The organism is Streptomyces apricus (genome assembly GCF_008369065.1).
GTDB classification, from domain to species: Bacteria; Actinomycetota; Actinomycetes; order Streptomycetales; family Streptomycetaceae; genus Streptomyces; species Streptomyces apricus.
Map to the genome: position 1 here is coordinate 77977 of NZ_VDFC01000034.1, position 24511 is coordinate 102487.

General features: G+C 73.7%; 18 protein-coding genes and 1 pseudogene. 2 read left to right on the forward strand and 17 right to left on the reverse strand.

The genetic code is table 11. From position 1 onward, the window contains the following. Positions 1-91: 91 nt before the first annotated feature. The 3 genes from FGF04_RS12040 to FGF04_RS12055 all read right to left on the reverse strand — a co-directional run bounded on the left by FGF04_RS12040 (position 92) and on the right by FGF04_RS12055 (position 3445). Positions 92-1276, reverse strand: coding sequence for a cytochrome P450 family protein (locus FGF04_RS12040; protein WP_188114056.1), 1185 nt, complete (start codon positions 1274-1276; stop codon positions 92-94). A gap of 592 nt (positions 1277-1868) precedes the next feature. Beyond that, positions 1869-2783, reverse strand: a complete 915-nt coding sequence (locus tag FGF04_RS12050; RefSeq protein WP_149511291.1) for a histidine kinase — start codon at positions 2781-2783, stop codon at positions 1869-1871. Next, the gene (locus FGF04_RS12055; RefSeq protein WP_149511292.1) at positions 2780-3445 is read right to left on the reverse strand and encodes a response regulator; all 666 of its coding nucleotides are present in this window, start codon (positions 3443-3445) and stop codon (positions 2780-2782) included. Before FGF04_RS12055 ends, FGF04_RS12050 begins: the two co-directional genes overlap by 4 nt. 176 nt (positions 3446-3621) lie before the next feature. Here FGF04_RS12055 and FGF04_RS12060 point away from each other — a divergent pair, with 176 nt between their 5' ends. Then, entirely contained in the window at positions 3622-4860 is a 1239-nt protein-coding gene (locus FGF04_RS12060; protein ID WP_149511293.1) for a DUF418 domain-containing protein, read from the forward strand. 65 nt (positions 4861-4925) lie between these two features. Then, positions 4926-5627 carry a phosphatase PAP2 family protein gene (locus FGF04_RS12065; RefSeq protein ID WP_235882293.1) on the forward strand — a complete coding sequence of 234 codons (702 nt, stop codon included), beginning with the start codon at positions 4926-4928 and terminating at the stop codon, positions 5625-5627. A gap of 13 nt (positions 5628-5640) precedes the next feature. Here FGF04_RS12065 and FGF04_RS12070 read toward each other — a convergent pair whose 3' ends face one another. The 14 genes and pseudogenes from FGF04_RS12070 to FGF04_RS12140 form a co-directional block, all read right to left on the reverse strand. Beyond that, positions 5641-6984 (reverse strand): glutamate-1-semialdehyde 2,1-aminomutase, encoded by a 1344-nt coding sequence (locus FGF04_RS12070; protein ID WP_149511295.1) that lies wholly within the window; start codon positions 6982-6984, stop codon positions 5641-5643. A gap of 7 nt (positions 6985-6991) precedes the next feature. Then, complete coding sequence (gene rfbC / locus FGF04_RS12075) at positions 6992-7543, reverse strand: dTDP-4-dehydrorhamnose 3,5-epimerase (protein ID WP_149511296.1); 552 nt, start codon at positions 7541-7543, stop codon at positions 6992-6994. Beyond that, complete coding sequence (locus FGF04_RS12080; RefSeq protein WP_149511297.1) at positions 7540-8814, reverse strand: polysaccharide pyruvyl transferase family protein; 1275 nt, start codon at positions 8812-8814, stop codon at positions 7540-7542. The genes rfbC and FGF04_RS12080 overlap by 4 nt, the downstream gene beginning before the upstream one ends. Beyond that, the gene (locus FGF04_RS12085) at positions 8811-9758 is read right to left on the reverse strand and encodes a glycosyltransferase family 2 protein (RefSeq protein WP_149511298.1); all 948 of its coding nucleotides are present in this window, start codon (positions 9756-9758) and stop codon (positions 8811-8813) included. Before FGF04_RS12085 ends, FGF04_RS12080 begins: the two co-directional genes overlap by 4 nt. Continuing rightward, positions 9755-11041, reverse strand: a complete 1287-nt coding sequence (locus tag FGF04_RS12090) for an MATE family efflux transporter (protein ID WP_149511299.1) — start codon at positions 11039-11041, stop codon at positions 9755-9757. The genes FGF04_RS12085 and FGF04_RS12090 overlap by 4 nt, the downstream gene beginning before the upstream one ends. A gap of 5 nt (positions 11042-11046) precedes the next feature. After that, positions 11047-12300 carry a DUF4910 domain-containing protein gene (locus FGF04_RS12095; protein ID WP_149511338.1) on the reverse strand — a complete coding sequence of 418 codons (1254 nt, stop codon included), beginning with the start codon at positions 12298-12300 and terminating at the stop codon, positions 11047-11049. Positions 12301-12365: 65 nt separating this feature from the next. Then, positions 12366-13391, reverse strand: a complete 1026-nt coding sequence (locus FGF04_RS12100; protein WP_149511300.1) for an NAD-dependent epimerase/dehydratase family protein — start codon at positions 13389-13391, stop codon at positions 12366-12368. Positions 13392-13490: 99 nt separating this feature from the next. After that, positions 13491-14132 (reverse strand): annotated as a pseudogene (locus FGF04_RS12105) (PIG-L deacetylase family protein); the annotation flags it as partial. Continuing rightward, complete coding sequence (locus tag FGF04_RS12110) at positions 14129-14938, reverse strand: glycosyltransferase family protein (protein ID WP_149511302.1); 810 nt, start codon at positions 14936-14938, stop codon at positions 14129-14131. The pseudogene FGF04_RS12105 and the gene FGF04_RS12110, both read right to left, overlap by 4 nt. A 13-nt stretch (positions 14939-14951) precedes the next feature. Then, positions 14952-16187: a class I SAM-dependent methyltransferase gene (locus FGF04_RS12115; protein WP_149511303.1), complete on the reverse strand. Its 1236-nt coding sequence runs from the start codon at positions 16185-16187 to the stop codon at positions 14952-14954. Then, positions 16184-17458 (reverse strand): glycosyltransferase, encoded by a 1275-nt coding sequence (locus tag FGF04_RS12120; RefSeq protein WP_149511339.1) that lies wholly within the window; start codon positions 17456-17458, stop codon positions 16184-16186. The genes FGF04_RS12115 and FGF04_RS12120 overlap by 4 nt, the downstream gene beginning before the upstream one ends. A gap of 15 nt (positions 17459-17473) precedes the next feature. Continuing rightward, a complete protein-coding gene (locus tag FGF04_RS12125) occupies positions 17474-18829 on the reverse strand; it encodes an O-antigen ligase domain-containing protein (RefSeq protein WP_188114059.1) in 1356 nt (451 codons plus the stop codon). 1 nt (position 18830) lies between these two features. Then, a complete protein-coding gene (locus FGF04_RS41000; protein WP_235882294.1) occupies positions 18831-22301 on the reverse strand; it encodes a heparinase II/III domain-containing protein in 3471 nt (1156 codons plus the stop codon). Continuing rightward, on the reverse strand, positions 22298-24505 hold the full coding sequence (locus tag FGF04_RS12140; RefSeq protein ID WP_149511305.1) for a bi-domain-containing oxidoreductase: 2208 nt from the start codon (positions 24503-24505) through the stop codon (positions 22298-22300). The genes FGF04_RS41000 and FGF04_RS12140 overlap by 4 nt, the downstream gene beginning before the upstream one ends. Between the last annotated feature and the right edge of the window lie 6 nt (positions 24506-24511).

Here is a 24511-nt window from a genome sequence, read left to right on the forward strand (position 1 = left end):
TTCCCCGAACGCCTGCGATCCCTCCCGGTCGACACCGCACAGGAACCGGCAACTCACGACTCGCGGTCACGGCTGCCCGGCCCCGCGGGCGTCACCAGCGCACGGGCAGGCTTCGCACTCCGCGCATCAGCACGCCCGGGAGCCACTCCTGCGGCGGTCCGTCGAGGGCGAGGTTCGGGGCACGCTCCACAAGGGACCGGAGTGCGATGCGAGCTTCCAGGCGGGCCAGGGGCGCGCCGAGGCAATGGTGGATGCCGTGGCCGAAGGCGACATGACCGCGGGTGTCCCGCCGGATATCGAATCGGTCGGGGTCGGCGAAGCGGTCCGCGTCGCGGTCAGCGGCCGCCAGTCCGACCAGTACCCACTCGCCCTGCGCGATCGGAACTCCGGCGATCTCCAGGGGCTCGGCGGCGTACCGGTACGTAGCGGTCTCCACCGGCCCTTCGTACCTGAGGGCCTCCTCGACGGTGCCGTGCAGGAGGGTCATATCGGCGCGCAGAGCGGCCAGTTGTTCGGGGTGGGTGAGCAAGGCGTGGACGGCGTTGGTGATGAGATTGACTGTCGTCTCGTGTCCGGCGACCAACAGGACGAAGGCCATGCCGCGCAGTTCGTCCGGCGAGAGCCGGTCGCCGTCCTCCGCCGTGGTGCGGATCAGCTCGCTCAGCAGATCGCTGCCGGGCCCGGCACCTTGCTTGTCCTCGATGAGACCGTCCAGGTAATCGGCGAGGCGCGCAAAGGCGTTGTGCATGATCTCGGGGTCGGCCGGCACCACCACGTCATTGGAAATCTTGCGGAACTCGGTGCGGTCCAGCTCAGGGACGCCCAACAGCTCGCAAATCACAGTGATCGGCAGCGGGTAGGCGAAGGACTCGATGAGGTCGGCGCGGTCCTGCGCAAGCATCACGTCCAGGAGGTCGTCGGTGATCTGCTGGATCCGCGGCCGCAGTTCCTCGACGCGGCGCGCCGTGAACGCCCGCGCGATCAGGCTGCGCAGCCGGGTGTGCTGCGGCGGGTCCGCCACGAGCAGATGCTTGCCGATCAACTCCTCGTCCAGGGGGATGAACCCGATTTTGCTCTCGTCCTTGGCGAGTCGTGGATCGGCGAGCGCGGCGCGCGCCTGCTCATGTCCCACGATCAGCCAAACCTCCTGGCGAGGGCCCGGTCCCGGCAGCCGCACCCGGTGCACCGGGCCACGTGCGCGTAATTGCGCGTACACCGGATGCGGGTCCTTTCGGAACCCCTCACCGAACTCTTCCAGGTCAACGATGTTCGTCACGTAATGCCTTTCTCACGTAGAGGTCGGGCTACCGGGCTCGAACATCGACACATGCTGCGGGCCGACGGCCATGACTTCTCCAACGACGTGCCAGGTGCGATCAGTTGCCTCTCGGCGCGCAGGTGAAGACCTCCGCGGTCCGGGCCGCCGCCACGCCCAGGCATCCTGTCGTCAGGTCTGCCTGCCGAGGGCATAGGGCGGACTGCATTCGTTCAGCCAGACTGGTCGTTCTGCCGAGGGGAACGCTAACGAACGCTTCCCCTGTTGTAAAGACAGAACGTTCTACCACGCCGTCCTGTCGGCCTTTCCACCGCACTGACGGCGGCTTCCGTCGAGGCCTAGCCGATGAGTTCGTACGAGCGCAGACGATCCCGCGGTGCGTACACGGGTATGAACAGCACCAGTTCCGCAGCTCCCGTTGCCTCGACGAGAGGCGCGAGGCGCCGAGCGACGCGGCCAGAGAGCACGCCCCGAACCTCCCCCAGAACGCGTACGGCACCCTTCTGCGCACCACCATCGCACCGGTGGCCGAGGCCGTCGCAGCTCGCCGGCGGATTTCTGGCCGGACGCGCCAATGAGCGCCCGCGCCTCCTTACGGGGAAGCGGGCGGCGGCTGGGGCAGCGGGTGGGCTCCCGCGGGGCGCAGGCCGTCGAAGATCTCTACACCCTGGCCTCGCTCAACCGCCACCGGGTGCTGCTGGCGGCCGGGGTGCTGGTGCTGGCCGCCTGCGACCTCACCCACTGGACGTGGCCGGCGCCGGAGTTCGCCGACCTGACCGACTCCTCCGACCTGGTCACCGTCACCTACAGCCTGGCCACCGCCACCGCGCCGCAGTTCCTCCAGTGTCTGCACGCTCAACTGCCGGATGGTGGTGGCGGCTTCGCGTGCCGCGTCGTCCCGGGTGGCGACCTGGAGCGCTCCGGCGCGGACCGCGATGAGGCTCACCTGGTGCGAGACCACGTCGTGCATCTCCCGGGCGAGCTGGGCGCGTTCCGCCGCCAGCACGCTCTGCGCCAGCAGTTCGCGCTCGTGCTCGCGGGCCCGGGAGATCTCGGTCAGCCGCAGCGACAGTTCGCGGCGGGCCTGGACGAGCTGGCCGAGGAACACCGGCGCGGTGGCGGTGGCCAGGCTGTAGGTGACGGTGACCAGGTCGGAGGAGTCGGTCAGGTCGGCGAACTCCGGCGCCGGCCACGTCCAGTGGGTGAGGTCGCAGGCGGCCAGCACCAGCACCCCGGCCGCCAGCAGCACCCGGTGGCGGTTGAGCGAGGCCAGGGTGTAGAGCGCGGCCAGCGGGGCGAAGAGCGCGTCGCTGACCAGGGCGGCGGGCAGGGTCAGCACGAAGACCGGCAGCGGCGCGTGGCGGCGCAGGGCCAGTGCGGCGGTGGCCAGCAGGGCGGCGCCCCTGCGCAGCGGCTCCCCCGACTCCTCGTGCACGAGGACGTCCAGCAGGGACACGGCGATGAGCAGGACGTCCAGTACGGGAGCGGGGACCCGGCCGCCCCTCACCGGTCCTCCCGGGGCTCCGGCGCCTTGAGCAGACCGGCGCGTTCGGCCAGCAGGGCCGCCTGGACGCGGCTGACGACCCGCAGCTTGGACAGGACGGCGCTGACGTGGTCCTTGACCGTGCCGGTGCTCAGGTGCAGCCGCGCCCCGATGGCGGTGTTGGACAGTCCTTCGGCGATCAGGACCAGCACCGCGCGTTCGCGCTCGCTCAGCACCTGGACGCGCCGCATCGCAGCATGCCGGGGGCCGTTGTCGAGGTAGCCGTGCACGACGGTGCGGGTCACGGAGGAGGACAGCACGACGCCACCTGCGGCCAGATTGCGCACCAGCACCGGCAGTTGCACCGGATCGGTGTCCTTGAGCAGGAAACCGGCCGCTCCCGAGCGCAGGGCGGCGGCCACGTACTCGTCCATGTCGAAGGTGGTGAGCATGGCCACCACCGGCCGGTCGGGCAGCCGGCGCAGCTGGGCCAGCACGGTCAGCCCGTCCACGTCCGGCATCCGGATGTCCAGCAGCACCACGTCCGGGCGCAGTTCCCGGGCGGCCCGGACCGCCCGGCCGCCGGCGACCGCGGCCACCACCTCGATGTCGTCCGCCGCGGACAGGATGTGCTCGAAGCCGGTGCGGACCAACGCCTCGTCGTCGACCACCAGTACGCGGATCATGTGCGCCCCCTCGCATCGATGTGGGCCGCCGGGCGATTCCTACCACGCACGGGGCCACGCGGGGGTTCCCCCTCCCCTTTCCCACCGGACGGCGGCACGCATCCAGCCGGTCGGCGGGCGAGGAGCGGCCAGGTGCCGGATGGGCCCGGGCGCGGGACGGCGCCAGCCTGGAATCCATGACACACGACGCGTCCTCGGTGCCCGCGCCGCCCCGGCCGGCTCCGCACCCCACGCCGCGATTCACGCCACGACCGACTCCGCGGCCCGGCCGTCTCGTCGGCATCGACCTCGCCCGCGGCCTGGCGGTCCTCGGCATGTACGCCGCCCACGTGGGGCCAGAGCCGGCGATCGGCGGACCGCTGGGCTTCCTCGCCGAACTGCCCCGCGGCCGCTCCTCCGCGCTCTTCGCGCTGCTCGCCGGGTTCTCCCTCGTCCTGATCACCGGCCGTCCGCGGCCGCACACCGGCCGGGCCGGGCGGCAGGCGGCGGGCCGCGTCGTCGTACGGGCACTCGTCCTGATCGCCGCGGGCTACGCGCTGACCGCCCTGGACACCGACGTCGACGTCATCCTCTCCTTCTACGGCCTGCTCTTCCTGCTCCTGCTGCCCCTGCACCGGCTGCGGGCCCGCACCCTGGCCCTGCTGGCGGCCGCGAGCGCCCTGCTCATGCCCCAACTGCTGTACCTGGTCCGGCGGGCCGCGTACGACGGCGACTGGGCCGACGCGTTCGTCGGCGCCGACCCCCTCGCGCGCCTGACCGGCACCGACGGGCTGTTCGAGCTGCTGTTCACCGGCGAGTACCCGGTGGTGACCTGGATGCCGTTCGTGCTCGCCGGGATGGCGCTCGCCCGGCTCGACCTCGGCAGCGGCCGGATCCGCCTCCGCCTGGCGTGGACGGGCGCGGCGCTGGCGGTGCTCGGGTACGGCGGCTCCTGGCTGGCTCTGCACACCGTCCCGCATGCCCGCGCCGCCGTCGCCGCGGCCACCGACGGCGACGCGGGGGCCTCCGCCTGGTGGTCCGACACCGTCGGCGGGCTCGACGACGGCGCCCCCGCCGCCTGGCTGCTGGTGGGCGCGCCCCACAGCCAGTCCACGTTCTCCGTCCTGGGTAACACCGGGGTCGCCCTGCTCGTGGTGGCCGCCTGCGTGACGGTTGCCGCCCGGATGCCGCGCCTGACACGGCTGGCCGGCCCGGTCGCCGCGGTGGGCGCGGTCGCGRTGTCCGCCTACGTCGTGCACATCCTCGTCATCGCCCGGTTCGGCATGGCGGAGGAGACCGGACCCGCCCTGCTCGCGCTGGGCGCGCTGAGCGCGGCCGCCCTGCTCGCGGCGACGCTCTGGACGCGGTACTTCCGCCGCGGCCCGCTGGAGTACCTGCTGCACCGCGCCACGCTCGTCACCCGCCGCATCAGGTGACACCGGTGCGGCGGGGACCTGCATACGCCGTGGGCCACGTCCACCCGTTGGCTAGGGTGGGCAGGGTGGCAGCAGAGACTGAGTCCCGGCCGGTGCCCGCCGCACTGCCCCCGCCGTTACGCGCGTGGTTCGGGGTGCTCGCGGCCCTCGCCGCGGTCGCGGTCGCCGTGCTCGCGGCGGTGTACGCCGGTCACGGCGAGGCCGGCCGGGCGGACCGGTGGGTCATGGACCCGACCGCCGACAGCGTGCGGCCGCCCTGGCGGGGCGTCGCGCTCGCCGTCGACTTCCTCGGGGAGCCCGTTGGGGCCGCCGTCCTGGTCCTGGCCGCCGTGACGGGCTGCCTGCTGCTGCGGCGTCCTCGTGCGGCGGTGTCCGCCGTGGCCGGGACCGGCGTCGCCGTGGTGGTGGCCACGCTGCTCAAGTCCCTGGTGGGACGCACCATCCACGGGCCCGGCAACCTGTCCTACCCGAGCGGGCACACCGCCTTCCTCACCGCGCTCGCCCTCGCCCTCGCCCTGGCCCTCCTCCCGGCCGGGCGGCCCGGCCCCGGCGGGGCGGCCGGCGCCTCACTCGCCTTGGCCGCCGCGCTGGTTGCGGGCGCCGCCATGGGCTGGGCGCAGGTCGCCCTGGGCGCGCACTACCCGACCGACGTCCTCGGCGGCTGGTGCACCGCGCTGGCGGTGGTGCCGGTGACCGCGTGGCTGGTCGACCGGATCGCCGACCGGATCGCCGAACGGCGCGGGCACCGGCAGCAGGGGTACCAGTAGGGCTGACGTCGCGTCAGGACCGGCTGCGGAACACCGGTTTCACCGCCCGGCCGCCCGTCCACGGCGTGGGGTCGCCCGCGTCCAGTGCCTTGCGGTACACCGCGCACGCCTGGGTCACCACGTCGACGGTGTGGTCGATGTCGGCGTCGTCGAGCGCGCTGCTCACCACGAACGACGGCGCCAGCACCCCGCCCGCGAGGAGCCGGCGCAGGAACAGCGTGCGGTACTCCTGCGACGGCTGCCCGTTCTGGTCGAGGGTGGCGAAGACCAGGTTGCTGGCCCGGCCCCGGACGACGACGTGGTCACCGACGCCCATGCCGGCCGCGGCGTCGCGCACCCCGGCGGCCAGCCGCTCGCCGAGGGCGTGCAGCCGCGCCGTGATGCCCTCCTCGGCGTAGGTGGCCTGTACGGCCATGGCCGCCGCCAGGGAGTGCGTCTCCGCGCCGTGCGTGGTGGAGAGCAGGAACACCCGCTCGCCGGAGTGGCGCAACCCGCCCCGTTCCATCAGCTCGCGGCGCCCGGCCAGCGCGGAGACGGCGAACCCGTTGCCCAGCGCCTTGCCGAAGGTGGAGAGGTCGGGAACGACGCCGTACAGGCCCTGGGCGCCCGCCTCGGACCAGCGCAGGCCGGTGATCATCTCGTCGAAGACCAGGACGCAGCCGTGCCGGTCGGCCAGCTCGCGCAGTCCCGCCAGGTAGCCGGGCGGCGGCTCGGTGTGGGTGGCGGGTTCGAGGATCAGGCACGCGACCTCGTCCCGGTGCCGGGTGAGCAGATCCTCCGTGGCGGCCAGATCCCCGTAGGGGAAGCGGACGGTGAGGTCGGTGGTCGCCGCCGGGATGCCCGCGGACATCGGCGTGGTGCCGATGAACCAGTCGTCGGTGGAGAAGAACGGGTGGTCCGCGCAGACGGCCACCCGCGGGCGTCCGGTGGCGGCGCGGGCCAGGCGTACCGCCGCGGTGGTGGCGTCGGAGCCGTTCTTCGCGAACTTGACCATCTCCGCCGTCGGCACGGTGGCCAGGAAGCGCTCCGCCGCCTCGACCTCGACGACGGAGGGCCGCACGAAGTTGCTGCCGCGGTCGAGTTCGCGCCGTACGGCCTCGGTCACGCGCGGGTGGGCGTGGCCGAGACTGACCGACCGCAGGCCGGAGCCGTACTCGACGTAGCGGTTGCCGTCGACGTCCCACACGTGGGCGCCGCGGCCGTGGCTGATGACCGGGGCCAGGTCCTCGGGGTACTGGTCGTCGCCCTTGGCGTAGGTGTGCGCGCCCCCGGGGACCAGGGCGTGCAGCCGTTCGTTGGCCGCCCGCGAACGGGGCAGGGCGAACTCCGTTGCTTCTGCGCTCTGTTCGGTGTCCATGACGGCCTCAGCCCTCCCTCTGCTTCAGGGCCACGGCCAGGCTCGGCGCCTCCCGGTCCCGCGGGGACATGGAGGTGACCGGCAGCGGCCACGCGATGGCGAGCTCCGGGTCGTCGAAGGCGATCGTCACGTCCTCGGCCGGATCGTGCGGGCGGTCGATGCGGTAGGAGGTGTCGGCGGTCGCGGTCAGCGCCTGGAAGCCGTGGGCGCATCCCGCCGGGATGTAGAGGGTCGCCTGCGTCTCGTCGGACAGCTCGAAGGTGGCCACATTGCGGTACGTCGGCGAGTCCGGCCGCAGGTCCACGACGACGTCGAAGACCTTCCCGTACGAGCAGCGCACCAGCTTGGCCTCGCCGGCGCCGGAGCGCAGGTGCAGGCCGCGCAGCACCCCCCGGGCCGAGCGGGAGACGCTGTCCTGGACGAAGGCGTGCGGGTCGAGGCCCACCGAGCGGACCACGTCGGCGTCGAAGGTGCGGCTGAAGAAGCCGCGTTCGTCGGCGTACGGCGTCGGCTCGAACAGGTAGGCGCCGGCGATCGCCGGGACTTCGGTCGCTCTCATGGGGCCTTCCGTACGGCGTGAGTGTGGGCGTGGGTGTGGGCGTCGGTCCGGTCGGTCTTCGGGAACAGGGCCGCGGTCAACTGCGCGAACTGGTCGTCGAGTTGGCGGGTGACGTCGGCGTTGCGCTCGGCCAGGGTCAGCCGCAGCTCCGCCGACCGCTTCTCCAGGTCGCGGAACTGTTCGAGCAGCCGGCCGGCGTCGACCTCGCGGGCCGGGTGGCAGTACGCGCCGAGCCCCATCCGGGCCATCAGCGCGTCGCTCTTGGCGGCGTAGCTGAGGGCGAGGGTCGGGGTGCCGGCCTTCAGCGCGCAGACCAGGTTGTGGTAGCGGGTGGCCACCACGGCGCTCGCGGCCGCCGTCTCCTCCATCAGGCCGGCCAGGGAGTCCGCCCCGGCGGCGGTGACCAGCGGCGAGTCCACCGCGTCGAGGATCGCGGCGACCACCGTGGCGTCGCACGCGTCGCCGGTGAGCAGCCGGACCGGTCTGCCGTCCTCGACCAGCGCGCGGACGAACCGGGTCGTCCCGTCGAGGTAGCGCCGGTGGATCTCCCCGGCGCGGGCGCGGTCGTCGTTACTGCCGTGGAAGTCCATGACGCCGACGCAGACCGGGCCCGGCGACCCCTGCGGCCCGCTCGCCCCGGGTGCCGGCAGGGCGAACGCCAGGTCCGGGTGGACCCTGTCGTGCGCGGTGTCCACGCCCATCTCCCGCAGCGCGTCGCGGGACCGGTCGTCCCGGTACGAGCGGTACGCGGCCAGCCGGGCCGCCCGGCGCACCAGGGCCCGGGTGGCCCGGTCCCGGATCGGGGCGGCGCCGACGCCGACCAGCGCGACCCGGGTGCCGAGCAGCCGGCCGCTCGCGCAGAGCAGGAACAGGGAGTACGGGAAGCCCCACGGCCGCAGCGGCAGCGTGGCCTCCAGGACGCCCATGCCGGGCACGATCACCACGTCGTGCCGGCGCACCCAGGCGGCGGTGCGGAAGACGTCGACGAGCTTGCCCAGGGCCTTGCCCGCGACCGCGCCGGCCCGGGAGGCGGTGCGGTACTCGCCGCGGTACCAGTGCAGCCGCGTCGCGGGGATCCCGTAGCGGGCCGTGACGACCTCGGGGCCGCCGCACAGCGCGTCCACCGCCGCGTCCGGGTGCGCGGTGCGCAGATATCCGAGCACCGCCTCCAGGGAGCCGTCGTTGCCGAGGTTGCCGGAGCCGAGCAGGCCGAACACCCCGACCCGTACCGGAGCCGTGCCCGCCGCGCCCGCCGTGTCCGCGGACGTCATGCCCGCCTCCCCTCCCGGCCGGCCACCAGGGCGTCGACGGAGACGGTGAGCCGGGCCGGGTCGACCGGGGCGCGGTCCTCGACCCGCTCGCCGGCGCCCGGCCGGGCCCGGCTGGTCGCCCACGCGGCGAGGTGGCGGTAGCAGGCGCGCCGGTCGGCCGCGGACAGCGGCGCCCGCCGGACCGCCGAGACGAAGCCCCAGACGTACTCGGCCAGCAGCCGGGGCGTCGGGTGCAGCGGGCCCGCCCGGCGCGGGTCCAGGTTGACGCACCGGGAGCGCTTGGAGGGGTTGGCCCGCTCGGCACGGGTGGGGTGGTCGCGGCGGAAGTACAGCAGCTCCGGGACCTGGTGGAAGGGGCCGTGCAGGGTGATCTCGGCGACGAAGGTGCGGTCCGCGTGGTGGTAGCTGTCGTGCGGCTTCACCCGGCGCAGCATGTCGGCCCGCATCACGCCGTAGAAGTCGTCGCCGCCGGGCTCGAACAGCAGGCTGCGGAAGCGCTCCGGCGCGTGCGGCGAGTCGGTGGCGAGCGCGTACTCGTAGGGGACCTTGACTTGGCCGGCCTCGTCGATGACCGCCTGGCCGCTGTGCGCGAGGACCACGTCAGGGCGATCGTCCAGCGCCTCCACGCAAGCCCGCAGCAGGTCCCGGGCGTAGAGGTCGTCGTGGGAGGCCCACTTGAACAGTTCGCCACGGCACTCGGTGAACACGTAGTTGTGGTTCGGCGCGGCGCCGATGTTGCGGGGCAGCCGGATGTAGCGGATGCGCGGGTCCTTGGCCGCGTACGTGCGGCAGATCTCCTGGGTCCCGTCGGTCGAGGCGTTGTCGGAGACGACCAGTTCGAAGTCCTCGTAGGTCTGGCCGAGCAGGGCGTCGAACGCCTCGGCGAGGTATTCCTCGCCGTTGTGGACGGGCAGGCCGATGCTCAGCCTGGGGTGGGCGGTCATGGGGTCCTCACTTCGGGGATGGGGATGCGATGGCGCTCGTGGAGGGCGGCGCGCAGCTGCAGCCACCACACGGCCGAGCCGCAGAGGGTCGCGGCGGCGACGCCCCAGGCCGAGCCGACCGTGCCGCCCAGGGCGGCTCCGCCGAGCCCGCCGGTGACGTAGCAGGCGGAGGCGAAGAGCTGGCAGCGCAGGCTGCGCCGGGCCGCGGCGAGCGCGCGCAGCCCGGCCGCGGCGCCGCTGCCGAGTCCGGCGCCCGCGACGCCCAGCGTGGCCGGCACGATGAGCTGTGCGGCGGAGTCCCAGACGCCGCCGAGCACGAACTCGCCGGCCCGGTCCGGCATCAGCAGCAGGGCCGCGCCCCAGAGCAGGGCGGCGGCGGCCTGTCCGCCGCCGAGCAGGAGGCAGAACCTGCCCAGCCGGTGCGGGGCCCGCCGCAGGACGCGGGCCGCCTCCGCGACGGTGACCAGCGAAAGGCCCATGAGCAGGGCGAGGAACGGGCCGAGCAGGAGTTCCGCGCCGCGCACGGCGCCCACCGCGCCGACGCCGGCGATCACGCCGAGCCCGTACGCCCGCAGCTGGCTCGCGCCGCTGAGGCTGACGTTCTCGACGAGGTACCGGTAGCCGAGGTCGCGCTGCTCGCGCAGCCAGCCGCGGGCCCGCGTCATGCGCGGCCGGATGCCGGACTGCGCGCAGCCGTACACGGCGGCCACCGCCGCGGAGGCGCCCCAGGCGAGCACGAAGGCGCCCACGGTGTCCGCGCGGGCCGCCACCAGCATGGCCGGGACGAGCGCGATCCCCCACACGAGGTCGTTGAGGAAGGCCTTGCGTCCGGCGCCGGCGGCGAAGAACGCGAACCGCCAGGCGTCCTGGAGCAGCAGCGCCGGCAGGACGACGCCGAGGCAGACGAACGCGGGGCCCACCCGGCCGCCGAGGCCGAGCCCGACCAGCAGGCACAGCGTGCCGAGGACCGTACCGACGCCGAGCGCGGCGCCCGACGCCCGGGCCGTCGCGGCGCGCCAGGACGCGTCCGGCACGCCGCTGAAGCGCACCACGAGCGGGTCGGTGGCCAGCCCGCGGGCGACGTTGAGCACCACGCCGTAGGTCAGCCAGGCCAGGCTGAACACGCCGAACGCGGACAGCCCCAGCGAGCGCGCCACGTAGATGCCCACCGCGAAGTTGGTCATGCTGGAGGCCGCCTGGTCGGCCAGTCCCCAGGACAGCCGGCCGACGAGGCCCCGCCCGGCGCCCGGCGGGGCCGTCTTCTTCTCCCTCCCGGTGGCCATCGGCGTCATGCCTTGATCAGCCCGGCGCCGTGCAGGGCGTCGGCCGCGCCGGCGACGGCGTCGAACGGCAGCCCGGAGCGCTCGGCGACGTCCAGCAGACTGTGCCCGCCGTCGGAGAGGCTGAGCACCCAGAGCATGGCCAACTGGGCCTGCTTGGTGTCACTGCGCCCGCCGAGCGCGTCGTACAGCCCCCGCCGTCCCAGCTGCGGTTCGCCGTAGGGGCTGAGGTTGGTGTACGTCCGGTTGCGGTCCAGGACCGCGAACGCCTCGCGGCAGACGGCGAGGGTGTCGGCCATCGCCTCCGGGGAGACGAAGTCCGGGTCGTCCGCCGACGTGTGGTACTCGGGGTACCCGGCGTACGGGGTCCGGCTGAGCGAGCCCACGCCGAGGTCGAAGCCGGGCGAGCAGTACTGCCGCTCGTCGTAGCCGTACGGGGTGAACTCGTTGACGGTGTGCGGGCGTCCGGAGGCGGTGAGCACGTGCCGCAGCACCCGGTCGATCTCCGCGTCGCCGCGCCTGCTCCGCTTGTACGTCAGATCCCCGCTGTCGCCCGCGCAGGCCAGGACGAGGCCGTGCTTCACCCGGTCGATCCGCTCCGCGTTGCGGGCGAGCCAGGTGATCGCGCCGATGGTGCCGGGCGCGAAGATGAACCGGTAGGTGTAGTAGGGGGTCGTCCGCGCCAGCGCCCTGGCCAGGTACGTGGCCACCGCGACGCCGGCCAGGTTGTCGTTGGCCAGCGACGGGTGGCAGACGTGGCAGGAGACGATCACCTCGTCGGGGACCTGCCCGGGGATCACGTGCTCGGCGTAGGTGAGGTGGCCGTCGGCCAGGGTGGAGTCGATGCGCACCTCGTACTCGCCGTCGGGCAGCGCGTCCAGGGTCTCCTGGGCCAGGCAGAACCCCCAGTCCGGCTTGTAGTAGCTGGTGCGGTACGGCACCAGGGACGGCTGCTCCGGCAGGGTGTGCAGGTGCGCGCGCAGCTCGGAGAGCGGCATGGTCCGCGACACCGGCAGGCTGTAGCCGAGCACGTGCAGGCTGGACGCGCGGAAGTCGACGACCCGGTCGCCCGCGGCGTCGGCGACGTACGCGTCCCGGATGTTCCACTCCTGCGGCACCGTCCAGTCGAGGACCTGCGTCCCGGTCGGCACCTCGTGGACCCGCAAGGGGATGTATTCGCCGACGATGTCCAGGGTGGCGCGCACCCCGTCGCCGGTGATGCTGCGGCACAGCGGGTACAGCCGCTCCACCAGCGCGTGCATCTCCTCGCCGGCGTCGCCGCCGCCGTCCTGCGCCCGCCCGGTCGTCCGTGTGGTCGTCCTTGTGGTCACCGGCGCCACCGCAGGGTGTCGTCGACGGCCCCGGCCTCGGACGCGGACCGCAGCACGGCGAGCCGGGTGAAGCGGCGCTCGAAGTCCTCCTTGGTGAGCCCGTGTTCGCGGTAGGCGTCGGCGAGTTCGAGCGCGCCCCGCTTCACCGTCCACTCGCAGTCGAAGCCGGGGACCGCGGCGCGGAACCGGGAGAAGTCCACCCGGTAGGAGCGCGGGTCGGCGCCGTTCTCGCCGGTGATCCGCACCTTCGCGCCGGACACCGCCTCGGCGACCTGCTCCGCTATCTCGGCGACCGTGACGTTGTTGGTCTCGCTGCCGATGTTGAACGCCCGGTCGTGGACCGCCTCCCGGGGCGCCTCCAGGGCGGCCGTGAAGGCCCGGGCGATGTCGGCGGCGTGCACCAGCGGGCGCCAGGGCGTGCCGTCGGAGAGCACGAGCACCTCGCCCGACAGCAGTGCGTGACCGACCAGGTTGTTCAGCACGATGTCGGCGCGCAGCCGGGGCGAGTACCCGAAGGCGGTGGCGTTGCGCATGTACACCGGGCTGAAGTCGGCGTCGGCGAGGGCGTGCAGGTCGTCCTCGACCCGCACCTTGGACTCCGCGTACGGCGTCACCGGGCGCAGCGGGGCGTCCTCGGCCACCAGTTCGTCGCCGCCCGCGGCGCCGTAGACCGAGCAGGTGGACGCGTACAGGAAGCGCCGCACGCCGGCCTCGCGGGCGAGGCGGGCCAGCCGTACGGAGGCGTGGTGGTTGATGTCGTAGGTGAGTTCCGGCGCCAGTGAACCCAGCGGGTCGTTGGACAGCGCGGCCAGGTGGATCACGGCGTCCACCCCGGCCACGTGCTCGGCCGTGACGTCCCGCAGGTCCACCCGGTGTCCCGGCGGGTCCGCGGGCACCGGGCCGAGGACGCAGTCGGCGAACAGGCCGGCGTCGAGACCGACGACCTCGTGTCCGGCGGCCGCGAGGACCGGGGCCATCACGGTGCCCAGATAACCCTGGTGCCCGGTCAGCAGTACGCGCACAGTTCATTCCCCTAGGTCGGAGGTAACCGGTTCGGAAGTGCCCGGCCCGGAAGTGCCCGGCCCGGAAGCGGCCGGTGCGGAGGTGGCAGGTCCGGAGGTGCCCAGGCCGAGCGTGAGCTTGGTGACGGCGAACGCCTCGGCGTAGCGCGCGTGGCATTCGATCCCGCGGATCCGGGCGAGCCCGAGGAAGGCCTCCCGGTCGTACCAGGGCCGGTGCCGCTGCGAGGCGTAGTGCTGCTGCAGCAGGTCGGCCTTGCGTTCGGCGATCCCCGGCGGCAGCGGCTGGTACGCCGCCATCCGGCCGAGGTCGCCGTCCCACTTGACGATCTCGTAGCCGAGGACGAGGTGGTCGCGGAACGCGGTGGACATCAGCTGCGCCAGGCCGCGGTGGTCCTGGTGCGCGTCGTCGGTGCGCGGGGCGAGGACCAGGTCGGGCTCGGTGCGCCCGCGCAGTTCCTCGACCGCGCCCTTGGCCTCCTCCCACTGCGCGGGCAGCCGGCCGTCCGTCAGTTTGAGCACGGTCAGGCGCAGGTCCGCGCCCGGGCAGAAGGCGGCGAGCGCGGCCTGCTCCTCCTGCTCGCGCTCGCTGCCGCCGCCGGTGAGGACGAGGGCGTCGACGCGGATGCCGGGCCGGGCCAGGCACAGCGACAGCAGGGTGCCGCCGGCGCCGATGGCGATGTCGTCGCAGTGCGCGCCCACCGCGACGATCCGGTCCAGGGGCCCGGCGCCGAGCCGGATCACGCGGTCACCGCTCTGGTGTCCGCCCGCACGCCGTCCTGCTCCCACACGGCCCACGGGCGCTCGCCCCGGGCGTAGGCCCCGTCGAGCGCGGCCTTCTCCTTGACGGTGTCGGTCGGCTTCCAGAAGCCGCGGTGCTGGTACGCCACCAGCCTTCCCTGCTTGGCCAGTTGACCGCATCCGTCGGCGACCAGGTCCCCGCCCTCCGGGATGTGGTCGAAGACCTCCTGGCGGAGCACGAAGTAGCCGCCGTTCTCCCACAGCGGCATGTCGCTCACCGCGGTGATGCCGCCCACCAGGCCGTCCTCGCCCAGGTCCACGCAGTGGAACGAGGACTGCGGCGGCACCACCATCATCGACGCGCCGGCGTCGCGCCGGGCGAACTGCTCGATCATCCGCGGCAGCGGGGCGTCGGTGAGCACGTCGGCGTAGTTGGCGAGGAACATCTCGTCGCCGTCCAGGTGGTGGCGCACCCGGCGCAGCCGCTCCCCGATCGGCGACTCGATGCCGGTCTGCGCGAAGGTGATCGTCCAGTCGGCGATGTCGGTGGACAGCAGCTCGGTGCGTCCGCCGCGCAGGACGAAGTCGTTGGACGTCGTCTCCTCGTAGTTGAGGAAGAAGTCCTTGATGTGGTGGGCCCCGTAGCCCAGGCACAGGATGAACTCGGTGTGCCCGAAGTGCGCGTAGTAGCGCATGACGTGCCAGATCAGCGGGCGCGGGCCGACCATCGCCATCGGCTTGGGCATGTCGTCGGAGGCCCCGCTGCGCATCCGCAGCCCGTAGCCGCCGCAGAACAGTATGACCTTCATGCTGCAACCTCTTTCACGACGTGGCCTCGACAATGCTGAGTTCGGGGATGGGGAAGACCAGCCGGCCGCCCCACTCGTGCACGAAGGAGAGCTGCTCGACGAGCTCGGTCCGCAGGTTCCAGGGCAGGACGAGCACGTAGTCCGGCCGGTCGGCGGCGATCCGCTCCGGCGCCAGGATCGGGATGCGGGTGCCCGGGGTGAACCTGCCGTGCTTGTAGGGGTTGCGGTCGACCGTGTACGGGAGCAGGTCGGGCCGGATCCCGCAGTGGTTGAGCAGGGTGTTGCCCTTGCCGGGGGCGCCGTAGCCGACGACCGTCTCGCCGCGCTCGGCCGCCCCGATGAGGAACTTCAGGAGGTCGCGGCGCACCTTGGCGACCCGGGCGGAGAACTCGGCGTACCCGGACAGCTCCTGCAGTCCGGCGGCCTTCTCGCGGGCCAGCACGTCGGCCACCCGCCGGGACGGCTCGCCGGCCGCCTCGGCCGGGCGGGCCCACAGCCGGATCGAGCCGCCGTGCGTGGGCAGCAGCTCCACGTCCACGAGGGTCAGTCCGCCGCTCGCCAGGGCCCGGATCGCGGAGGCGACCGTGTAGTACTGGAAATGCTCGTGGTAGATCGTGTCGTACTGGTTCTCCTCGATCAGGGTCAGCAGGTGCTGCACCTCGATGGAGACCCAGCCGTCGTCGGCGACCAGGGCGCGCAGCCCCTGGGTGAACCCGACCACGTCGGGGATGTGCGCGTACACGTTGTTGGCCACGACCAGGTCCGCCGGGCCGTGCTCGGCGCGGACGGCCGCGCCGGTGTCCGGGGACAGGAACGCGGTGAGGGTGGGTACCCCCGCGTCCCGCGCCGCGGCGCCGACGTTGACCGACGGCTCGACGCCGAGGCAGCGGATCCCGCGGTCCACCACGTGCTTCAGCAGGTACCCGTCGTTGCTCGCGACCTCGACGACGAACCCGTCGGGGCGCAGTCCGGTCCTGTGCACGGCGCCGGCCACGAAGGTGCGCGCGTGCTCGACCCAGGAGGTCGAGAAGGACGAGAAGTACGCGTACTCGCTGAAGGTCTCCTCCGGAGTGATCAGCGGAGGGATCTGGGCGAGCCAGCAGTCGGTGCAGACCCGTAGGTGCAGCGGGTACGCCGGCTCCGGCTGGTCGAGCTGATCGGCCGCGAGAAAGCTCTCGCACGGCGGGGTCGCCCCCAGGTCGACGACGCTCTCCAGCGCCGCCGAGCCGCAGAGTCGGCATGCTGTCATCTGCTTCCCCCATCCCTGCTCGCGCGGGCCCCCCGCCGCGAGCCACTGCTTGCGTCCTGTGCCGCCGGCGGGCGGTCCCCGTCGGCGGCCCGTCCCGCGATCGCGGTGCGGTACTCCTCCAGCAGGCGCTCCAGCCCGACCTGCGGGCTGAACCGCTGTTCGTAGCGGCGCCGGGCCGCCTGTCCCATCTCCCGGTTGCGGGCCGGATCAGCGGTGATCCGGCGCAGGCAGGCCGCGAGCGAGGCGGCCTCCCCCGGCCGGTGCAGCAGCCCGGTCCCCCCGTCGTCGACGAGTTCGGTGAAGGCGCCGTGCCCGGCGGCGACGGCCGGGACCCCGGCTGCCATCGCCTCCACGACCACCAGGCCGAACGCCTCCAGCCAGGTCGAGGGCGCCACCACGGCGACCGACCGCGCGAGCGCCTCCCGGCACTGCGCCGGGTCCAGCAGGCCGGCGTACCGGACGTCGTCGCGGCCCGCGGCCCAGGCGGTCACCTCCCGCTCCAGCGGTCCGGTGCCGGCGATCACCAGCGGCACGCCCGCGCCGCCGCCCGCCGCGACCTCGTCCCACGCGGCCATGAGCAGCCGTACGCCCTTGGCCTCCGCGAGCCGGCCCAGGTAGAGCAGGTGCTCGCCGTCGCCCGGGCGGTGGACGTCCGGGTCGGGGACGAAGTTGTGCTTGACCGCCAGCCGGTCGGCGGGCATCCCGGCGGCCACCAGGACCTCGCGCTGGGCGGCGGAGATGCACAGGAACCGCTGCACGCCCGTCCACCAGCGCCGCCGGTTGACCGACAGGCTGACCGCCAGCGGCACGGTCGCCAGCCGGGAGTCGCGGTAGCAGCCGTGCCGGACGGCGGGCAGGGGCGTCGAGCCGACGCACTCGGTGCACGGCCGGGCGTCGCGCAGGAGCGTGCCGGGCGGGCAGACCTGGGTGTAGTTGTGCAGCGTGGCGACGGCGGGCACGCCGGCGTCGGCGCAGGCGGCGAGGACCGCGGGCGACAGCAGCGGGAAGACGTTGTGGACGTGCACCACGTCCGGCCGCTCGGCACGGAGCCGGGCGACGAGTTCCTTGCGGACCGACGGGTTCCACGGCACGAGGAGCGGGAGCGCGGCCTTGCCCGGCAGGGACCGGGCGGCGATGTCGTCGCTGCGCCGCTCGAACACCCCGACCCGGTGGCCGGCCGCGCGCAGCAGCTCCACTTCCTGGTCGACGACCCTGTTCTCCCCGCTCGGCTGCGCCGAGGAGTAGCGGTTGTGCACCACGAGGACGTGCATGCGTGAGGTCATCTCCTAGTCCCTGGCCCAGCGCGGGACATGTCGTTGCCGGCGGCGGGTCACGGACGTCGTCAGGGGGGTCGCGAGGGGCGTCCCCGGGGCTGCGGTGAGGGGGGTGGGCGCGGCCAGCAGCGAGGCCGCCACGGCCAGGTGCAGCAGGTACGGCGAGGCGTCGCCCAGGCCGGCCTCGGTGTACGACGCGATCGCGCAGTAGCTGATCAGGAAGATCGCGCAGGCCCGCGACAGCGACGGCGGCCGCAGCAGCGCGACGCCGCCCAGCACGGCGAAGACCGCCGCCACCAGGGTCACCCCGGCCCAGCCCTGTTCGTGGTAGACCGCCAGCCAGCTGTTGTCGATCGGCAGCCCGCCGAACGACTTGTCGCCCAGGCCCACGCCGAACAGCTCCTCGCCGGTGCTCCGGGGCGCCGCCAGCAGGGCGTCCCAGACCTTGGCCCGGCCGGTGAGGCTGGTGAGGTTCTCCTGGCTCTGCCCGCGCAGGAACCACGTCCGCAGCGCGGAGGCGAAGCCCACCGCGGCCACCACGGCGACAAGCACCGTCCAGGTGAAGAACCGGCGGGCGGCGGCGCTGGTCAGGACGAGCGAGCCGATCGCCAGCACCAGTCCGATGAGCAGGCCGAGCGTGGCCGTACGGGTGTGGGTCAGCGCGAGCAGGACGACCGAGGGCACGATGACGACCGCCGCACTGGTGCGGTCGGTGCGGCGGCCCAGGACGAGCAGCACGGTGAGCCCGATGATCACCGCGGCGTACTGGCCGATCTGCGGCGGGGTGAGCGGCCACAGCGCGCCGACCAGCCGTCCGCCGTAGAGCTCGGGCATGGCCGCGCCGGGTGAGACGAGCGCTCCCGCGGCGACCGAGCCGAGGACCGCGAAGTACATCCGGATGTGGTGCCGCACGAAGGTGGTGCCGCCGTCCCACCAGCGGGTGAGCAGCCACAGCGTGGCGACGAAGAGGGCCAGCCGGGCGCAGCGGAACAGTGCGCCGAGGCCCGACTCCAGTTGCATGCTGGAGATCAGGCTCGGCACCAGCAGCAGCGTGAGCAGCAGCACGTAGGCGCTGGGGCGGACGCGCAGCCGCAGGTTGAGCACGAGCGCCAGGGTGAACGCGGCGACCAGCGCGCCCATGGTGACCAGCTGGATGAGGGAGCGGGGCAGCGGGACGATGGTCTTCGCCCCGGCGGAGCCGAGGGTGTTGAGGACCAGCAGCCCCCAGACGACGCCGACGGTCCTCGGGGTGCCGGTGGACGGCGGCGGTCCGGCGCCGGGCCCGCCGTCCGCCGTGGCTGCCGTGGCCGCCGTGGCCGCCGGGTCCGGTGCGGCGGGCGGTCCGCCGGGTCGCAGTTCCTGGTCCATGTCAGCCACCGGCCCGCGGGTCGAGGGTGCTGCCGGCGTCCTGCTGGTAGGGCGCGCCCTGCCACTGCCCGAAGTCGAGGACCCGGCTGGGGTCGTGGGCGACGAACTGCCAGGGCCCGACGTAGACGTTGTCGTGCCAGCGGTTGTGCTGGTCGAGGGTGATCGCCCGGGCCACCTTCTCGCCCTTGTACGGCGACCAGTCCGGGTAGGTGCCGTAGTTGGCCAGCACGCCCATGCGGTCGCACCGCACCGTGCACCCGACGACGGACTTGTCCAGCAGGAAGCGGTTGTCGTGGATGTCCACCCGCTGGGTCCTCCACCGGCAGTCGGCGTAGAGCGGCGCGCGGGTGATCCCCGGCCGCACGCAGCGGTCGGTGTCGCGCGCCAGCAGGGTGCAGTCGCCGGAGGAGGTGTTGGCCGGGCTGTTGCAGAACCGGTCGGCGTTCTCCCACAGGGTGATGCCGGACCAGTTGTCCTCCAGCACGTTGCGGTAGATCTCGATCCTGTCGGTGCGGGCCGGGACGCGCGGTTCGCCGCCGGACTCGGAGAGGTAGAGGGTCGCGAAGGGGAAGGTGTCGCCGCGGTCGGCGTACCTGCGGCCCTCGACCCAGTTGTTGCGGCGGATCGTGTTCTTGCGGATGACCGCGTTGTAGCTGGTCTCGTACATCAGCGCGGCGCCGTCGTTGGCCTCGATCACGTTGTTCTCGATGCGGAAGTCGTTGTTGTTGGTGTCCGCCCACAGCCCGGCCCCGCGGTTGTCGTGGACCCAGTTGCCGCGGACGTCGGCGCCGTCGACGGCCCAGAACTTGATGCCGCCGGTGCAGCCGCAGCCCTCCCGCTTGCGCTCCCAGTCGCCGGTGTTGTTGCCGGTGATCTCGTTGCCCTCGACGACCAGGTCGCGCAGCCGGCCCGCGGACTTGTAGGCGTTCATGCCGTACTGGCCGTTGTCGCGCAGGCAGCTGGCGCGCACCTGCTGGCGGGCGCCGGCCATCAGGCCGGCGCCGGAGTTGCGCCGGATCGTCGCGTGCTCGATCACCCAGCCGTCGGCCGAGTCGTGGTTGACCACGCCCTCGTCGTGCGGCGCGACGAAGTTCTGCACGGTGAGGTGGCGGATGGTGACGTCGCGGGCGCCGCCGCCGAACGCGTACTGGTTGGTCCTGCGGCCGTCGAGCACCGCGCCCGGCGCGCCGAGGTAGCGGTTGCCCTTCTTCGGGACGACCTGGGCGTAGCGGTCCGGTGCGAGCCGGTGCGTGCCCGGCCGCAGCCAGAACGTGGTCCCCGGCAGGTTCTTCCTGGTCTTCGCGGCCAGGTCGCCGACGACCGCGGGATCGACCGTCACCGCGCCCTTCGGTGCTTTCGCCGGTCCGGGCGCGGGATGGGCGCACACCCGGGCCACGGCGGGGGCCGCGGACGTGGACGGCGGCGCGGTGGCCGGCTTCGCCGGGCCGCCGGGCGTGCCCACGCAGCCGGCCGCCAGCAGGGCGAGCGCCACCGACGGCAGCACCCGCTTCCGCCCTCTGATCCCCACGCGTCGTCCCTTCCTTCCTAGCCCTGTGCGCCGAACGTGAGTACGGTCGTGAACTCCCGCGTGCCGTCGCGGGCCGGGGGGCGCCCGCCACTCCAGCCGTCCGGGCAGGTCGAGCACCGCGGAACGGTCCCGGCCGTCCCGGGTCCAGGTGAGCCGGGCCCGGTTCCCGGTCAGGTCCGCGGTGACCGCAGGACCGAGGTGGAAGGCCAGGCGTACGGCCCGGCGCGGGCCGCCGCGCACCTCGTCGACCACGCGCAGCGTGCGGTCCGCGGCGGTCAGCTCCACCCGGCGGCGGTGCACGGAGTCGCCGTAACCGTCGTGCTCGGCGCACCAGGTGGCCGTCTCCCCCTGGGTGGCGTCCACGGCCAGGACGCGGCTGCGGGCCTGGCGGGTCCACAGGAACGGGCCGCCGGAGACGGACTGGTCGGCGCCGTCCAGCTGCAGGGTGTTGTGGCCGAGGGTGGAGCGGAAGTACTGCCGCCACTTCGGCTCGCCGTGGTAGCAGTACGTCCCCGGGTCGGCGAGCACGTCGACCCCGTCGTGCCGTACCTCCACGGACAGCGCGTCGGCGTGGGCGTGCGCGGCGATGGAGAGGAAGCCGTGCGGCCCGCCGTCGCAGCGGCACCAGATCTCCCCCGGGTCCGGATCCGCACCCGGGGCCGAGCCGCGGCCCGGGCCGCGCAGGACGGTGAGTCCCGCGTCGGCGAAGTGGGCCGGTCTGCTCGCCGGGCGGGTCACGGGCGGCGCCGTGCCCTCCTTCGCGTACGGCCGCAGGAGCGCGGCGAGCAGCGGGGTGCGCACATCGGTGCCGGTCACGGCCGGCCACCAGGCGAGCCGGCCGAACACGGCGTCCCCGGTGGCCAGCAGCGAGGCCCAGCGGTCGGTGCCGGCGCCGTCCACGACGAGGCCGTGCCCGTCGTCCGCGTCGCCCTGGCGCGGTGGCCGCAGCCGGTCGTCCACGACGGCCGCGAGCGCGTCGGTCATCCGCAGCAGCACCAGCCGGACGGAGTCGGGGACGGGCACGCCCGCGGCGTCCGCCTCGGCCACGGCGGCCAGGCCGAGTTCGAGGACGAGCCCGTGGTACTCGGTGGCCAGCTCGCGGTTGAGGCCGGAGGGGAAGGTGTTGGCGCGCAGGTGCCGCTCCAGGGAGCGCAGCGCGTCGGCCTGCCAGCGCGGCGAGGCGGGGAACCAGCCGAAGGCGCAGGCCGCCGCGAACTGCCCGGCGGCTTCGGCGATCACGTGGTTGTTGGCCGAGGAGCCCCGGCTGGGGAAGGCGGCGAGCCAGCGCTGGTGGTGCCAGATCTGGTGGCGCGCCAGCGGGTCGTCCTCGAACAGGGCGGGCGCGCCCGGCCAGCCGTCGAGCAGCCGGCGGATCCAGACCCAGGACAGCAGCCGGATGCCCAGCTCGATGCCGCTGACCCAGTGCACACCGCGCAGCGGCGGGTTGGCCGCCCACCACGACCGCAGGTGCGCGGCGACGCGCTCGGCGTACCGCTCGTCCCCGGTGAGCGCGTAGGCGGCGGCGAGCACGGTGAGGTACTGGTGCCGGGAGGGTTCCCAGATCTGCTTGACGTCCCCGGCCGTCGCCTCGTCCCGGTAGGGCACGTCGAAGGCGTAGCCCCCGGGGGCCCGGCGCCCGGTCTTCGGGTCGTACCACCAGTCCGGGTCGACCAGGTCGTCGCGGGCCACGCCGAAGAACTCGGCGTGCCCGTCCATCAGCCGGTCCGCCTCGGCGACGAGCCGTTTCGCCGCGTCCGGCGGCACCTCGGCGATCGCCTGGGCGGGCAGCGCCGCGGTGAACCGGGCGCCGTCGACCTGCGGGCATTCGGGCGGGGCCGATCGCCGCCAGCGCCGTCTGCGCACGGTGTCGCCCGCCCGGCCGCCGATCTCCCGCGGGCCCATCCGGGACAGGCGCCGCAGGTACCAGCCCGCGGTCATGGTCATCGGGCGCCCGCCAGGGTCACCGGCACACCGCCGGCCAGGCCCGTCCGCACGGCGAGGGTGGCTGCCGTGGTGGCGACCAGCGACTCCAGCGGCACCGGCATCGGACCGCCGGTGCGCACGGCCCTGACGAAGGCGGCCAGTTCGGCGGACTGGCCCTTGTCGCGGGCCTTGGGCAGCCGCGAGCTGACCCAGCGCTTGGGGGCGCCCCTGCCGTCCGCGTACACGGATGCGCGCACGAAGTCGTCGAGCCGCAGCACCTTGCCGTCCGCGACGAGGTCCAGCGTCTCCTTGGGGAAGCCGGGCGCGCCGGTGGTGACGTAGCTGAGGGTGGCGGTGGAGCCGTCCGGGTAGCCGAGCACGACCTGCAGGTCCTCGTTGCCGGCCGGGGCGACGGCGTACACCGACACCGGGTCGGCCCCCAGCAGCCAGCTCGCCGTGTCGATGAAGTGCCCGCCCTCACCGGCGAACCGGGAGCCCTCGGTGCCCTGCTGGAGGTACCAGCTGCCGTGCTGCAGCCGGCCCGCGTTGACCAGGTAGCGCAGGCTCGCCGGGCCGGTGCGGACGCCGAACCGCTTCTTCGCCTCCTGCAGCAGGGGCGCGAAGCGGCGGTTGAAGCCCACCTGCAGCCGGTCGTTGCCGGACTCCTCCACCGCCGCGAGCACGCCGGCCAGTTCGTCCTCGGTGAGCGCCAGGGGCTTCTCCACGAACACCGTCTTGCCGGCGAGCAGGGCCCGGCGGGTCAGGTCGGCGTGCGAGCTGTGGCGGGTGACGACGAACACCGCGTCCACCGAGGAGTCGCCGAGCACGGCGTCGAGGTCGGTGGTGGCATTGGTGAATCCGAACTTCCGCTTCGCGTTGGCCGCGGACAGCGCGGTCGTGGTGACGACCGTGGACAGTTCGACGCCGTCGCGCCGCGCCAGGTGCGGCAGCAGCATGGACGTCGCGTAGTTCCCCGCGCCGACGAACGCCAGCCGCACCGGCGACTTCACGGGCCTGGCCGGAGCGGGGGTCCCGCCGCCGCGCCTGACCTCGGGCACGGTCACCGCCGGCGCCGGGGCCGGGTCCTGCGCCTCGGCCGCGTGCGTGGGGTAGCGGAACAGGACGGCCACGGCCTTCAGTTCGCCGTCCTTCAGCCGCCGGTACGTCTCGACGGCGTCGTCGAAGTCGGCGACGTGGGAGACCAGGGGCTCCACGTCGACGCTGCCGCGGGCCATCAGGTCGAGGAAGCAGGCCAGGTTGCGGCGCTCGGTCCAGCGCACGTACCCGATCGGGTAGTCACGTCCCTCCAGTTCGTACTCCGGGTCGTAGCGCCCGGGGCCGTAGCTGCGGGAGAAGCGGACGTCGAGCTCCTTCTCGTAGTACGCGTTCCAGGGCAGGTCCAGCCGGCACTTGCCGATGTCGACGACCCGGCCGCGGTCGCGGCAGAGCCGGGCGGCCAGCTCGACGGGCTGGTTGGAGCCGCCGCCGGCGGCCAGGTACACCTGGTCCACGCCGTGCCCGCCGGTGAGTTCGGCGACGGCGCTCTCCACGGCCGCGGACCCCGGGTCGCCGCAGGCCGCGGCGCCCAGGCGCTCGGCGAGCTCGCAGCGCGCCGGGTCGGGGTCGGCGCCGACGACGCGGACCCCCGAGGCGGTGAGGAGCTGCGCCACCAGCTGCCCGATCAGCCCGAGTCCGACGACCAGCGCCACTTCGCCGAGCTGCGGCTCGCCCTGGCGCACGCCCTGCATCGCGATCGACCCGACGGTGCCGAAGGCCGCGTGCCGCGGCGCGAGGCCGTCCGGCACCGGCGCGTAGAGGTTCTTCGGCACCCAGTTCAGCTCGGCGTGCAGCGCGTGCTCGTTGCCTGCGCAGGCCACGAGGTCGCCGGTCTTCACGTCGTCGACGCCCTCGCCGACCTGCTCGACCACCCCGCACAGCGAGTAGCCCAGCGGGGTGTAGGAGTCCAGCTTGCCCATCACCTTGCGGTAGGTGGCGGGCACCCCGTTGGTGGCGACGCTCTGCATGACCTTGGCGACCTGGTCCGGCCGGGAGCGGGCCTTGCCCACCATCGACATGCCGGCCTCGGACACCTTCATGAGCTCGGTCCCGGTGGAGATCAGCGAGTAGGCGCTGCGCACCAGCACCCCGCCCGGCTTGCACCCCGGCACCGGCACGTCGAGGACCGCCAGCTCGCCGCTCTTGTAGTTCTGAACAACCTGTTTCACCGAAGT

Coding starts and splice junctions, on each gene's coding strand:
- FGF04_RS12115 (WP_149511303.1), bottom strand. CDS start 16,187: ATGACAGCATGCCGACTCTGCGGCTCGGCGGCGCTGGAGAGCGTCGTC.
- FGF04_RS12095 (WP_149511338.1), bottom strand. CDS start 12,300: ATGCACGCGCTGGTGGAGCGGCTGTACCCGCTGTGCCGCAGCATCACC.
- FGF04_RS12085 (WP_149511298.1), bottom strand. CDS start 9,758: ATGACCGCCCACCCCAGGCTGAGCATCGGCCTGCCCGTCCACAACGGC.
- FGF04_RS12110 (WP_149511302.1), bottom strand. CDS start 14,938: ATGAAGGTCATACTGTTCTGCGGCGGCTACGGGCTGCGGATGCGCAGC.
- FGF04_RS41000 (WP_235882294.1), bottom strand. CDS start 22,301: ATGACCATGACCGCGGGCTGGTACCTGCGGCGCCTGTCCCGGATGGGC.
- FGF04_RS12090 (WP_149511299.1), bottom strand. CDS start 11,041: ATGGCCACCGGGAGGGAGAAGAAGACGGCCCCGCCGGGCGCCGGGCGG.
- FGF04_RS12125 (WP_188114059.1), bottom strand. CDS start 18,829: ATGGACCAGGAACTGCGACCCGGCGGACCGCCCGCCGCACCGGACCCG.
- FGF04_RS12120 (WP_149511339.1), bottom strand. CDS start 17,458: ATGCACGTCCTCGTGGTGCACAACCGCTACTCCTCGGCGCAGCCGAGC.
- FGF04_RS12080 (WP_149511297.1), bottom strand. CDS start 8,814: ATGACGTCCGCGGACACGGCGGGCGCGGCGGGCACGGCTCCGGTACGG.
- FGF04_RS12070 (WP_149511295.1), bottom strand. CDS start 6,984: ATGGACACCGAACAGAGCGCAGAAGCAACGGAGTTCGCCCTGCCCCGT.
- rfbC (WP_149511296.1), bottom strand. CDS start 7,543: ATGAGAGCGACCGAAGTCCCGGCGATCGCCGGCGCCTACCTGTTCGAG.
- FGF04_RS12055 (WP_149511292.1), bottom strand. CDS start 3,445: ATGATCCGCGTACTGGTGGTCGACGACGAGGCGTTGGTCCGCACCGGC.